At 39.8% G+C, this 14,423-nt stretch carries 11 protein-coding genes; all 11 read right to left on the bottom strand.

Features of this window, described 5'->3' with window-relative positions; all coding sequences use genetic code 11:
• Positions 1–6 precede the first annotated feature (6 nt).
• The 11 genes from rimP to rpsB all read right to left on the bottom strand — a co-directional run bounded on the left by rimP (position 7) and on the right by rpsB (position 14,390).
• Complete coding sequence (gene rimP, locus ACOZIR_RS03770) at positions 7–477, bottom strand: ribosome maturation factor RimP (RefSeq protein WP_045290087.1); 471 nt, start codon at positions 475–477, stop codon at positions 7–9.
• Positions 478–842: 365 nt separating this feature from the next.
• A complete protein-coding gene (locus ACOZIR_RS03765; RefSeq protein ID WP_045290089.1) occupies positions 843–5,153 on the bottom strand; it encodes a PolC-type DNA polymerase III in 4,311 nt (1,436 codons plus the stop codon).
• A gap of 118 nt (positions 5,154–5,271) precedes the next feature.
• On the bottom strand, positions 5,272–6,969 hold the full coding sequence (locus ACOZIR_RS03760; RefSeq protein ID WP_045290090.1) for a proline--tRNA ligase: 1,698 nt from the start codon (positions 6,967–6,969) through the stop codon (positions 5,272–5,274).
• A gap of 104 nt (positions 6,970–7,073) precedes the next feature.
• Positions 7,074–8,333: an RIP metalloprotease RseP gene (gene rseP, locus ACOZIR_RS03755; protein ID WP_045290092.1), complete on the bottom strand. Its 1,260-nt coding sequence runs from the start codon at positions 8,331–8,333 to the stop codon at positions 7,074–7,076.
• Between the two features lie 78 nt (positions 8,334–8,411).
• A complete protein-coding gene (dxr, locus tag ACOZIR_RS03750; RefSeq protein WP_028410835.1) occupies positions 8,412–9,560 on the bottom strand; it encodes a 1-deoxy-D-xylulose-5-phosphate reductoisomerase in 1,149 nt (382 codons plus the stop codon).
• Between the two features lie 35 nt (positions 9,561–9,595).
• Positions 9,596–10,387 (bottom strand): phosphatidate cytidylyltransferase, encoded by a 792-nt coding sequence (locus tag ACOZIR_RS03745; RefSeq protein WP_045290094.1) that lies wholly within the window; start codon positions 10,385–10,387, stop codon positions 9,596–9,598.
• Between the two features lie 18 nt (positions 10,388–10,405).
• Positions 10,406–11,188, bottom strand: coding sequence for an isoprenyl transferase (locus tag ACOZIR_RS03740; protein WP_045290096.1), 783 nt, complete (start codon positions 11,186–11,188; stop codon positions 10,406–10,408).
• A gap of 134 nt (positions 11,189–11,322) precedes the next feature.
• Positions 11,323–11,880 (bottom strand): ribosome recycling factor, encoded by a 558-nt coding sequence (gene frr, locus ACOZIR_RS03735; protein WP_013058847.1) that lies wholly within the window; start codon positions 11,878–11,880, stop codon positions 11,323–11,325.
• 2 nt (positions 11,881–11,882) lie between these two features.
• Positions 11,883–12,605: a UMP kinase gene (pyrH, locus tag ACOZIR_RS03730; protein ID WP_028411409.1), complete on the bottom strand. Its 723-nt coding sequence runs from the start codon at positions 12,603–12,605 to the stop codon at positions 11,883–11,885.
• 76 nt (positions 12,606–12,681) lie between these two features.
• On the bottom strand, positions 12,682–13,563 hold the full coding sequence (gene tsf, locus ACOZIR_RS03725; RefSeq protein ID WP_013058849.1) for a translation elongation factor Ts: 882 nt from the start codon (positions 13,561–13,563) through the stop codon (positions 12,682–12,684).
• Positions 13,564–13,670: 107 nt separating this feature from the next.
• Positions 13,671–14,390 carry a 30S ribosomal protein S2 gene (gene rpsB, locus ACOZIR_RS03720; protein ID WP_013058850.1) on the bottom strand — a complete coding sequence of 240 codons (720 nt, stop codon included), beginning with the start codon at positions 14,388–14,390 and terminating at the stop codon, positions 13,671–13,673.
• Positions 14,391–14,423 lie beyond the last annotated feature (33 nt).

Below are 14,423 nucleotides of genomic sequence, written 5' to 3'. Positions count from 1 at the left end.
TACACATTAAAATACAATCGCTAATCGAGCAAAAGCGACTTTGTCATATGGTAAAATCACCGTTTTTGTGCGTGTTTTGATACGAATAGATAATGTGACAGTTTCTCCGTCAAATGATTGTAATTCGCCTTCAAATTCTTTTGCACCTTCAATTGGTTCATATGTTTTTATGTATACATGCTTACCAATTGCACGTTCAAAATCTTTATCTTTTTTTAATGGGCGTTCCGCACCAGGCGATGATACTTCTAAAAAATAATTATGAGGGATTGGATCTACTGCATCCATTTTCTCACTCAATTTTTCACTTACGGCTCCGCAGTCTTCGATATCCACGCCGGTATCAGAGTCGATAAACACACGTAAAAACCATTCTTTTCCTTCTTTTACGTATTCAATCTCAACAAGCTCTAAATTCATTTCCTCTAAGATAGGGGAAACCATTTCTTCCACTGTTTGTTTCACATTTTTACTCATTCTAATCCTCCCTTCGAGACATTGCATGGTATGTTTAGGTTACGCGTTTTTTATGTCTCTTATATCAAAAAAGAGTGGTTTATTTGCTATTTTTATTTTGCACTCTATAAGAGGTCTAACCTACTAGAGTGGAAATGTTGTCATTTGTATTGCAGGATTTTAAACGTCACATAATAAATCAATCATGGTGATTGAAAAATCTACAGAAAAAACGAATCATGCTAGAAGCCGATTCGTTCTCCATACTACTTACTATGTCAGTAAGTTCATATCAATAAGAAAGAGCGGGTTTCCCCACTCTTTCTCGTCCGTATCCTTAGCATTTCCACAATTACTATATCATAACCGCTTATTTTATGCAAATGTTAGAAAAGAGAAAGCTGGTTCTGATCAGGTAATGATTCAAGGCATCCGTGGTTGTCTAGATACTCTAAAATCGTCTTTGATACTTTGCCTCGCTGCTGCAAGTCTTCTTTCGATAAAAACTCTCCCGTTTCACGAGCTTTTACGATGTTCAGCGCTGCATTTGTGCCAAGACCGGGAATGGCATTAAACGGTGGAATTAAAGACGTGCCGTCAATTAAAAATTCGTCTGCGCTCGATTCATATAAATCTACTTTTTTAAATGAATAGCCTCGTTCGCACATTTCTAAAGAAAGCTCAAGCACCGTTAATAAGTTTTTCTCTTTAGGAGATGCATCTAACCCTTTGGCATTGATTTCTTCCATCTTCGCTCGAATGGCAGTTGAGCCTTTGATCATCGTATCAATATCAAAGTCATCTGCACGAACCGTAAAGTATGCTGCGTAATAAAGAAGCGCGTGGTGCACTTTGAAATAAGCAATACGCACGGCCATCAATACATAAGCAGCCGCATGGGCTTTAGGGAACATATACTTAATCTTTTTACAAGAATCAATATACCAGTCCGGAACACCATTTTTGATCATTTCTTCTTCAAATTCAGGTGTTAGCCCTTTCCCTTTACGCACAGACTCCATAATTTTAAAGGCAAGTGAAGGTTCAAGACCTTGATAAATCAGATAAACCATGATGTCATCACGACAGCCGATTACTTCACTTAAGTTGCAAATATCATTGCGAATTAGCTCCTGCGCATTACCAAGCCATACGTCCGTCCCGTGCGACAGTCCCGAGATTTGAACAAGCTCTGAAAACGTCGTTGGCTTCGTATCTTCTAACATTTGACGCACAAAGCGCGTTCCAAATTCAGGTATGCCAAGCGTTCCTGTTTTACACATAATTTGCTCTTCTGTTACGCCAAGTGATTCCGTTCCGCTAAAAATTTTCATCACTTCAGGATCATCCGTCGGAATTGTTTTTGGATCAATTCCACTTAAATCTTGAAGCATACGAATCACGGTCGGATCATCGTGTCCGAGTATATCAAGTTTTAATAAATTATCATGAATCGAATGGAAGTCAAAATGAGTTGTTCTCCATTCGGAATTACGGTCGTCAGCTGGAAACTGGATCGGTGAAAAATCGAAAATATCCATATAGTCCGGTACAACAATAATTCCTCCTGGATGCTGACCGGTTGTACGTTTTACGCCCGTACATCCTGCTACTAAACGATCCACTTCTGCGTTTCGCAAATGTAAATCACGGTCACCAGCGTAGCCTTTTACATAGCCATAAGCTGTTTTTTCGGCAACTGTACCAATTGTTCCCGCCCGGTATACATTATCTTCTCCAAACAGTACTTTTGTATAGTTATGAGCTCGCGGCTGATACTCTCCGGAGAAGTTCAAATCGATATCGGGAACCTTGTCTCCCTTGAACCCTAAGAACGTTTCAAATGGAATATCGTGTCCATCTTTAATAAACGGTACGCCACAGTCATCGCAGCTTTTGTCCGGCAAATCGAATCCAGAACCGACGGAACCGTCATTAAAAAACTCGGATTTCTTACATTTTGGACATACATAATGCGGCGGCAGTGGGTTTACTTCTGTAATTTCCGTCATCGTCGCCACAAATGAAGACCCTACGGAACCACGTGAACCAACTAAGTAACCATCATTTAATGATTTTTTAACGAGTTTATGCGAGATCAAGTAAATAACGGCAAACCCGTGGCCGATAATACTTTTCAACTCTTTCTCTAGACGAGCTTCTACTACTTCAGGCAGCTCTTCACCGTAGATGCTGCGTGCCATCGCATAGCTCATTTCACGCATTTCTTCGTCGGCACCTTCAATTTTCGGGGTATATAAATCATCTTTAATTGGTTTAATATCATCAATCATATCGGCTATTTTTTGCGTATTATGAACGACAATTTCTTTCGCTTTACTCCCATCTAAAAATGAAAAACAATTCAGCATCTCATCCGTTGATCTAAAGTGAACATCCGGCAGCTGATGACGGTTTAACGGGTTAGCCCCGCCTTGTGAACCAATTAAAATTTTTCGGTAAATTTTGTCTTCCGGATTGAGATAGTGAACATTTCCTGTTGCTACAACCGGCTTTCCAAGCTTTTCACCAAGCTTCACAATATTGCTAATAATATCTTTTAAGGCTTTCTCATCTCGCACTAAATCTAGTTCAATTAAGTGCTTGTAATTGTCAGGAGGCTGTACTTCGATGTAATCATAAAATTCAGCTGCTCCTTCTACTTCATCAATTCCTTTTTGCATCATGCCTTCGAATACTTCGCCTCGGTCACATGCGGTTCCAATCAAGATGCCTTCTCGATATTTGTCGAGCTGAGATCTTGGAATTCGCGGAACTCGATAAAAGTAATTTAAATGAGAAATCGAAACGAGTTTAAATAGATTTTTTAATCCTACGTCGTTTTGTGCTAAAAGCGTCGCATGATAAGGACGGGCCCGCTGATATGCATTCCCTTCTCCCATATAATCATTTAAGCGATCGTGCATTGTAATTTCACGTTCAAATGCATCTTTCAGCATTTTATTTAACAAATAGCCGGTTGTTTCCGCATCATAAATCGCGCGGTGATGCTGCACAAGTTCAATATCAAACTTTTTAGCAAGAGTATTCAAACGATGATTTTTCATATGCGGATACAAAAATCTTCCGAGTTCAAGCGTATCAATGACGCCGTTAGCTGCTTTTTCTAATCCGATTTTTTGCAGTCCCATATTTAAAAATCCCATATCAAAGCTTGCATTATGAGCGACTAAAATACTGTCGCCCATCCACTCGTGAAAATCACGAAGTACTTCTGAGATTTCAGGCGCATTTTGGACCATATCATCTGTAATACCTGTCAGCTCAATTGTTGTTGCAGACAGAGGATGATGAGGATTTGCAAACCGTTCAAATCGATCGATGATTTCCCCTTCTTTCATCTTCACGGCAGCAAGTTCAATAATGGTATCGTATACGGCTGACAAACCGGTTGTTTCGACGTCAAATACTACGTAAGTTGCTTCTGTCAAATCCACATGCTTCGGATTATAGGCAATCGGCACGCCGTCGTCTACTAAATTAACTTCCACTCCGTACAGTATTTTAATGCCGTTCTTTTTCCCCGCTCCATATGCTTCAGGAAACGACTGTGCAACCGCGTGATCAGTTATCGCTACAGCCGGATGTCCCCATTTTTTGGCTTGTCCGACTAAAGCTCCAACAGATGAAACGGCATCCATTTGACTCATTGGCGTATGCAAGTGAAGCTCCACACGCTTTTCATCTTCAGGCGCTGTATCCTGTCTAGCAGGACCGGTAATCTCGTTGACATCATTTCCAATCATAACTAGATCACGGACAAATGTATCGTTTTGTACACTTCCGCGAACCTTTACCCACATTCCTTTTTTAATCGCTTGAAGTAAAGGAATATCTTCTTTGTCACGTGAAAACATTTTAACCATAATAGAGTTTGTATAATCTGTCACTTTAAAAATAAGAAGCGTACGTCCGCTTCGTAATTCTCTAGTTTCTGCATCAAATACGTATCCTTCAACGGCAATTCGCTTTTCTTCATCCACAATGGAGTCTAGGCGAACCGTCTCGTCTTTAATCGTATATCCAATTGTAAGCGGACCTTTTGGTAGGTCTGGCCCATCACTTTTTTCATTTTCTTTATTTTGCATTTCTGTGATGGCTTGTAATACTTTTTCTGTATCTTCTTGTTTTCGTTGCTCTACAAACTGCTGAAATGCTTCTTCTGAATGTACAACTTCCGTTATTAGCTGAAGGTTCGGAAACCCATAGGACGCATACTGATCAGCAATTAACTGACTGTACTTTTTACGTAAAGCCGTTCCTTCTGCATCATGTCGTGCGTTCACAATCAATTTGGCACCGTTCAATCTCGGCATTTGATCTTGTAAAAGCGACTGTAAAAGCGGAGATATGCCCTGCATTTCTCCAATACAATGCTTCCAATACGACTGTACATGCTCTTCCGTACATTCTTTATTAACGGTTTGAATAGAAAAAGAAACACTCGCAATATGAGAAAAAGCTGAAGACATGCGAGCATGGAATAACTCATAGATCTCAAAAGGTAATAACCCTTCTAAAGAAAAATGAAAATGCCATTTTTTTTGTTCTTTCTGAATGACGAGCTTTTCAATCGCTGCGTTTTCAAAGTAAGGAACAATTTGATCACTCGTCAGCTCTAACTGCTGCAGCAGCAACTTAAAACGCTCTTTTTTTCCTAGCGTTTGTGCTTCCAAGTTTTCTGCCTCCTTTTATAAATGAGTGCAATCTATTTTAACATAGATGACTTCTATTCTGTCATATGTTCTGTTTATAAACATAAAAACAGCAGGGATACAAATCCCCGCTGCTTCATTACTTCGCTAGCAGTTCTTTCACTGTTGAAACAAGATTGTCAACTGACACTTCTAATGACTCCCCAGTTTTGCGTACTTTTACTTCTACAATTCCTTCAGATGCACGTTTACCAACTGTTACTCGAACAGGAAGACCAATTAAATCTGAATCTGCAAATTTTACTCCTGCACGCTCTTGGCGATCATCTAACAGCACTTCAAAGCGATTATCTAATAACTCATTATATAATTTCTCACCTAGTTCACGCTGTTCATCATTTTTCACGTTAACTGGAATAACGTGCACTTGATAAGGCGTAACAGCTTCTGGCCATAGAAGACCGTTTTCATCATTAAATTGTTCTGCAATCGCAGCTACTGTACGAGAAACACCGATACCATAGCAGCCCATAATCATTGGCTGGCTGCGTCCGTTCTCGTCTAGATACGTTGCTCCCATCGCTTCACTGTAGCGAGTTCCCAGCTTAAAGACGTGTCCGACTTCAATACCTTTAGCGAACTTAATAACGCCTTGTCCATCCGGTGACTGATCTCCTTCTTGGATGAAGCGGAAATCTTCATAAGTTGCATTAAAGTTACCTTCATTCACATTTATATAGTGATAACCTTCTTCATTTGCTCCGCATACACCGTTAACAACTGCTTTTACAGCATGGTCAGCTACCACTTCTACTGAATCACTTACGCCAATCGGACCTACTGAACCAACTGCGCATTTTAAAACGTCTTTTGTTTCTTCTGGAGTTGCCAGTTCAACAACGGAAGCTTCAAAATAGTTTTTCACTTTAATATCGTTTACTTCATGATCCCCGCGAACAAGTACAAGCACAAAACGATCATCTACTTTAAATAAAAGGGACTTGATACAAGAAGTTGCTTCAACATTTAAGAAAGCAGCTACGTCTTCAATGCTATGCTGATTTGGTGTTTCCACTTTTGTTAATTCTTTTTCAGCTTCAGTTGATTTTTCATACGTATTTACAACCGGTGCCATTTCAACATTTGCTGCATAAGAAGATGTATCTGAATAAGCAATTGTATCTTCCCCGATTTCAGAAAGAACCATAAATTCATGCGTATCTTTTCCGCCCATTGCACCTGAATCAGCGATAACCGCACGGAAATTTAATCCGCAGCGCTCAAAGATGCGGCTGTAGGCAGCAAACATTTTGTCATACACTTCATCTAAACTTTCTTGAGAAGCATGAAACGAATATGCATCTTTCATAATAAATTCACGACCGCGTAATAAACCAAAGCGTGGACGTTTTTCATCGCGGAACTTCGTTTGAATTTGATATAAATTTAGCGGTAAGCGTTTGTATGACTTCACTTCGTCGCGAAGCAGGCTTGTGATAACTTCTTCGTGTGTTGCTCCCAAAGCAAATTCACGGCCGTGACGATCTTTCATACGCATTAACTCAGGCCCATATGAATACCAGCGGCCAGACTCTTGCCACAATTCAGCTTGTTGTAAAGCAGGCATCAATAATTCGACAGAACCTGCACGGTCCATCTCTTCACGAACAATTTGTTCAACTTTTTGCAATACGCGCTTACCAAGCGGTAAAAAGCTGTACACGCCGCTTGCATTTTGACGCATATAACCTGCGCGCAATAGAAGCTGATGGCTTTTTATATCCGCATCAGCTGGCACTTCTCTTAATGTAGGAATCAATGTAGAACTTTGTCTCATAACCTCGCACCTCTTTGCTTACTTCTCTATCTTATTTTTTAAAGCGGACCATGCCGCAATTTTCATATAATCAGCGAGGGAATATCCCTCGCTGAGCGTATGTCTTATAAAAAGAACTTTTGAATATCGTTCCACGTTACAACGAGCATCAGCAGCATTAGTAAAGCAAAACCGATAAAATGAACAATTCCTTCTTTTTGACGATCAATTGGCTTACCTCGAATTCCTTCTACAGCGAAGAATAATAGTCGTCCTCCATCTAAAGCAGGAAGTGGAAGCAAATTGACAATCCCTAAGTTAATACTTAAAACGGCTGCCCATTTCATTAGGTAGTAAATGCCTGACTGTGCTACTTGATCGGTTGCTGCGTAAATACCTACAGGACCAGAAAGCATATCCAGTTTGAACTGTCCTGTCACAAGCTTCCCTAGACCCGTTAAGATTTCTTTCATCCACGTATATGTTTCAGTAGCTCCGTGCGTGATCGAACCAATGAATGACTTTTCAACCGGTGCATATACGCCAATTAATCCAATTGTCTGTTCCCCAACCTTGCGGCTTTCAGGTGTAATCGGAATATCTAGGGTTTTGCCGCCGCGCTGAACCGTGAATGTAATTTGCTGTTCAGGATGTTTTTGAATCACTTTTACGACATCATCCCACGTTGAAACACTTTGTCCATCAATTGCTTGAACTTTATCTCCTTGTTTAAGTCCCGCATCAACGGCTACTCCATCTGATGTTAATTTGCCCATCACAGGTTTGTCAACAACATATCCTTGAGAAATCCCAAGAACGATAAAAATAACAAAGGCTAATATAAAGTTCATTAGCGGACCAGCGAAAATGGCTAGCGCACGCTGACCAAGAGTTTTGGAAGCAAACTGACGGCTGTAAGGTGCAATTTGAATTTCTTCTCCGTCCATAACAAAGTAAGATTCTTCTGCTACCTCGAATTTTTGCAGATGTTCATCTTCACCTTCTTCATAACCTGAAATAAATAGATTATGCTCTAAGTCTGCTTGCTCTACCTCAATAACTTTTGCATTTGGATGCTGTTCCTTGTTATTAATAATGACTTTATTTACTTTGCCTTCCTTATCAAACATGAGGCCCACCATTTGACCAGGCTTAACTTCAATCATTTCCGGGTCTTCTCCAGCCATTCGAACAAATCCACCTAGAGGCAGTAAGCGAATGGTATAAACTGTTTCATCTCGTTTAAATGAAAAGATTTTGGGACCAAACCCAATGGCAAACTCACGGCATAAGATGCCTGCACGCTTTGCAAAAACTAAATGACCAAGCTCATGAAAGAATACAAGAGCTCCAAAAATGACGACAAACGCAATGACTGTGTTCAATGGGTATTACCCCCTTCATGTAATAGAGTCAAACCTCCACCCACTAGAAATAAGTGAGCGGCTTCTCTCGCACGCACATTATCGAGAGATGGCGGATCTAACAAACTCTCTTGCTTCTAAATCTACTTCTTTAATAGTAGATAAACAAGGTTTCTGTATTACAGTATGTTCATTCATTGCTTTTTCAATCACATCTTCAATTTGTAAAAATGTAATGTGACCATCTAGAAAGGCTTGAACAGCTTCTTCATTAGCTGCATTTAAAACAGTCGGAAGTGTTCCACCCGCTTTGCCAGCCTCAAATGCAAAAGCTAAACAGCGAAAACGTTCTTCATCCATTTTAGCGAAATGAAGCTGGCCAATATCCGCCAAACTTAAACGCTTGGTGTTAGGCAAAGACATCCGCTTTGGATACGTTAACGCATATTGAATTGGCACGCGCATATCAGGCGTTCCAAGCTGAGCAATAACGCTTGTATCAGAATACTCTACCATGGAATGAATGATGCTTTCCTTATGTAACAATACATCAATTTTCTCATAGGGAAGATCAAAAAGCCAATGTGCTTCAATCACTTCTAGTCCCTTATTCATCATCGTTGCCGAATCAATTGTAATTTTAGCTCCCATTGACCAGTTTGGATGATTTAATGCATCTTCAACCGTTACTCCCTGTAGTTCTGCTCTCGTCTTATCTCGAAAGCTCCCTCCAGAAGCCGTTAAAATTAAACGGTCTATTGCTTTTTGATCTTGCCCTTGCAAACTTTGAAAAATAGCTGAGTGCTCACTGTCTACCGGTAAAATATCAGCGCCATATTCCTTGGCTGCTTCCATGACAAGGTGACCAGCGGTAACAAGTGTCTCCTTATTTGCAATAGCAATTGTTTTTCTCATTTTGATTGCTTCTAGCGTAGGAGTCAACCCTACACTTCCAAGAACAGCGTTTACCAACACTTCTGTAGATGGATGAGTTGCCACTTCCACAAGCCCTTCTTCTCCATAAACAAATCGAATAGAAGGGAATTCCGCTTGCAGCGACAGACAATCTTCTTGCTTCATTACGGAAACAAGGGCTGGCTTACACTGCTGAATAATCTTTCTTGCTTCATTAATATTTCGACCTACAGAGATTGCTGAGAGCTCAAAATGTTCAGGATGCGCTCGAACAATATCAACGGTTTGAGTACCGATTGAACCTGTAGCTCCTAACAAGGAAATTTTCTTCAAGTATATTCACTCCTATTAAAACAAAGACATCTTTTTTATAGAGATAATAAAAAAGCTAAAATCGGCATGATGAACATTAAACTGTCAAAACGGTCTAGAACCCCACCATGACCCGGTAAAATCTTTCCTGAATCTTTTACGCCATAGTGACGTTTGAACGCTGATTGTACAAGATCACCCATCTGTCCAAATAACGATACGATAATACCAATTACAAGTAGTTCAATCATCGTTTGATCAATATCTGCTAACAGCTTAAATACAATGGCTACTACAATAGCGCATACGACGCCGCCAACAAAACCTTCAATTGTTTTATTCGGACTGATTTCCGGCCATAGCTTTCTTTTCCCCATTGCTCGTCCAATAAAATAAGCTCCGGAATCCGTCGCCCAAATAATAAGGAAAGCAAAGAACAAATAAGCTAACCCGAACTCTTGACGAACCTCGATAAAGTAATGAAAGCCAAAGCCCACATACACTGTCGTTAATAAAATAAACCCAACGTCATCGAAGGTAAATTTATTTTTAACTACAACCGTGTACATTAATAAAAGAAGGACAGCAGCAAGCGCTACTTCTATCTTATGTTCACTTACGAATTGAAATGCAACATCTCTTCCGTTTGGCAGCAAAAACACCCACGTTAGCAATAAACTAATGATACTTGGAAAAGACATTGCTTTCAAATGTTTCATTTTTAAAAGCTCAATTACACCAACTGTTCCGATTACATACATGATAAGGGTAAAAGGTAACCCTCCAATTAAAACAATCGGCACAAATACCGCAAGTGCTACAATCGCGGTGATAATGCGCTGTTTCATCTTGTTTTCCACACCTTCTTATACACCACCAAAGCGGCGACCGCGCTTTTGAAACGCCTCGACTGCTTCGATTAAATGATTTTCTTTAAAATCTGGCCATAATACTTCTGTAAACCAAAACTCTGTGTAAGCTAACTGCCAAAGCATAAAATTACTTAAGCGAAGCTCGCCGCTTGTGCGAATGAGCAAATCCGGATCTGGAAGGCTTTTGCTCATTAAATAGGAAGAAAATAAATTTTCTGAAATAGAAGAGGAAGCTATTTTTCCCTGTTCCACATCTTCTGCCAATGACTGAATAGCGCCCATGATTTCGTGACGGCTACCGTAATTAAGCGCGAAGTTTAAAATCAACCCTGTGTTATGCTTTGTTTTTTCAATTGCGTTATCCACGGCTCGAATCGTATGGGCAGGGAGCTCACTTTTATCCCCCATAATACGAACTTGCACATTTTTTTCAATTAGCTCAGGCAGAAAGGTTGTTAAAAATTCCTCTGGCAGTTTCATTAAAAACTCGACTTCAGTTTTGGGGCGCTTCCAATTTTCAGTGGAAAATGCATATAAAGTTAATACTTTAACACCTAATTCATTGGCCAGTCTGGTCACATGACGCACTACCTTCATTCCTTCATGATGGCCCATCATGCGAGGAAGAGCACGTTTTTGCGCCCAACGACCGTTCCCATCCATAATAATTGCAATATGTTCAGGAACAGGGTGCTGTTTCACTTGATCTTTTCGTTCTGACAAAGACAGTGTACTTAAATCTTGACTTTTCTTCCATGCTTGAAATTTTCTTAACATGCAAAGGTCCCCCGTTGTACGCTCTCACATAAACGTGTGGCTTATGTGAGTTTTTTCTTACTACACATTATTAACAAAAAAACCCCCTGTAAACAATAGAGGGTCTTTTACAATATATTTTACCTTGAAATGACTTAAACTGCCATAATTTCTTCTTCTTTATCTTTCGCCACTTTATCCACTTTTACGATATGGTCATCTGTTAGTTTTTGAATGTCATCACTGTAGCCGCGTAAATCGTCTTCAGTAATTTCACCTTTTTTCTCTAACTTTTTGAAATCATCGTTTGCATCACGGCGTACGTTACGAACCGCAACTTTTGCTTCTTCAGCATATTTTTTCACCATTTTCACTAACTCACGACGACGCTCTTCCGTTAAAGCAGGAATCGATAAACGGATAATCGTTCCGTCGCTTGTAGGCGTTAATCCTAAATCAGATTTTAAAATAGCTTTTTCAACTTCACCAATTTGTGATTTGTCATAAGGCTGAATAACAAGCATACGAGCTTCCGGTACGCTTACTTGCGCCAATTGGTTAATCGGTGTTGGTGCACCGTAGTATTCTACCGTTACGCGGTCAAGAAGTGACGCGCTTGCACGTCCAGCACGAATTGATGCTAGTTCGCGGCTAAATGATTGAATTGCTTTTTCCATTCTTTCCTTTGCGTTTTGCAACACTTGTTTTGGCATGTTTATTTCCCCTTTACAATTGTTCCAATGTTTTCGCCTGTAACGGCACGTTTAATATTGCCTTCTTCCGTAATTGAAAAAACAATTAGCGGAATATCGTTGTCCATACATAATGAAGAAGCTGTAGAATCCATAACAGCTAGTCCATCTTTTAAAACATCAATATACGTTAATGTTTCGTATTTTACAGCATCAGGTACAAGCTTAGGATCTGCATTATAAACGCCATCTACGTTGTTTTTAGCCATTAAGATAACGTCAGCTTCGATTTCAGCTGCACGCAAAGCTGCTGTTGTATCTGTAGAGAAATAAGGGTTTCCTGTACCCGCAGCGAAAATAACAACGCGTTTTTTCTCAAGATGTCGAACAGCTTTTCTTCTAATATAAGGCTCTGCCACTTGTCTCATCTCGATAGAAGTCTGAACTCGTGTTTGCACACCAATGTTCTCTAAGCTATCTTGAAGAGCCAGCGAGTTCATTACCGTTGCTAGCATTCCCATATAATCAGCAGCTGCACGATCCATACCCATTTCACTACCAATTTTACCGCGCCAAATGTTTCCGCCACCAACGACTACAGCAATTTCCACACCTAATTCATAAACGGCTTTTACTTGTTCAGCAACAGATTTGATGATGGATGGGTTAATACCAAAACCATCTTCACCAGCTAATGCTTCTCCACTTAACTTTAATACGATACGATTATATTTTGCTTGACTCATGCTTACCTCCATCGTTAACGGTGAGATCTCTTTTGTAAAAAAGGGAACACACAGTGTTCCCTATACGGTCAAACCCTTACTTTTTAACTTGGTTCATTACTTCTTCAGCGAAGTTGTCTTGACGTTTCTCAATACCCTCTCCTACTTCAAAACGAACGAAGCTTTCAACAGTAGCGCCTTTGCTCTCAACGAACTGACGTACTTTTTGATCAGGATTTTTAACAAATGTTTGATCTAGTAAGCAAATATCTTCGAAGAATTTGCCAAGGCGACCTTCAACCATTTTTGCAACGATTTTTTCTGGTTTGCCTTCGTTTAATGCTTGTTGAGTTAATACTTCGCGCTCACGCTCAGTTTCTTCAGCAGAAACTTGGTCACGAGAGATGTATTTAGGGTTGATTGCAGCGATGTGCATAGCAACGTCTTTTGCAACAGCTTCTTCAGTTGTACCAGATAATACTGTTAACACACCGATACGTCCGCCAGCATGTAGGTAAGCACCGAATGCATCAGCATCAGTTTTTGTTGCTACAGCGAAACGACGTAGAGATAATTTTTCTCCGATTGTAGCGATTGCAGAGTTGATGTGTTCTTCAACAGTTGCACCGTTTTCCATTTTTTGAGTAGCAGCTTCAGCAGCGTCAGCTGGTTTGTTAGCCAAGATGTGAGCAGCTAATTCTTTTGTTAATTTTTGGAAACCTTCGTTTTTCGCAACGAAATCAGTTTCAGAGTTAACTTCTAAGATAACAGCTTCGTTACCTTGAGTTTCGATGTAAGTTAGACCTTCAGCAGCAATACGGTCTGATTTTTTAGCAGCTTTTGCAATACCTTTTTCACGTAAGAAATCGATTGCTTGCTCCATATCACCGTTAGTTTCAGTTAACGCTTTTTTACAATCCATCATACCAGCGCCTGTTTTTTCACGTAGTTCTTTTACCATTTGAGCAGTAATTGCCATAATGTGTAGCCTCCTTGTTTGGGTATGTAATTAATGTATATAAATGGGTTAAATCTTTTCAAAAAAAGGTGATAAAAGGCTATTCCCTCTTATCACCTTTCACGGAATTAAGCAGTAGTTGTTTCAGTTTCAACTGCTGTTTCTTCACCTTGTTTAGCTTCTAGAATAGCATCAGCAACTTTAGAAGTTAAAAGTTTAACAGCACGAATTGCATCATCGTTTGCAGGGATTACATAATCAATTTCATCTGGATCACAGTTAGTGTCTACGATACCAACGATTGGAATGTGTAATTTTTTAGCTTCCGCTACTGCAATACGCTCTTTACGAGGGTCAATGATGAATAATGCATCTGGAAGTTGTTTCATATCTTTAATGCCGCCTAAGAATTTTTCAAGACGCTCTAACTCTTTTTTAAGTTGAACTACTTCTTTCTTAGGTAGTACTTCAAAAGTACCGTCTTCTTGCATTTTTTCGATATCTTTTAAACGTTTGATACGTTTTTGGATAGTTGAGAAGTTAGTTAATGTACCACCTAACCAACGTTGGTTAACAAAGTACATACCAGCGCGAGCTGCTTCTTCTTTAACAGAATCTTGAGCTTGTTTTTTCGTACCTACGAATAAAACAGTACCGCCGTCTGCAGCTAATTCTTTAACGAATTTGTACGCTTCTTCTACTTTCTTAACTGTTTTTTGAAGATCGATAATGTAGATGCCGTTACGCTCAGTGAAGATGTATTTCTTCATCTTTGGGTTCCAACGGCGAGTTTGGTGACCGAAATGTACACCAGCTTCTAGTAATTGTTTCATTGAAATTACTGACATGTGTTTTTCCTCCTAATGGTTTTAAGTCTCCTC

It is taken from the genome of Priestia sp. D3YE.R1, from assembly GCF_049199565.1.
GTDB classification, from domain to species: domain Bacteria; phylum Bacillota; class Bacilli; order Bacillales; family Bacillaceae_H; genus Priestia; species Priestia aryabhattai.
This window is presented reverse-complemented; position numbering and strand designations above follow the sequence as displayed.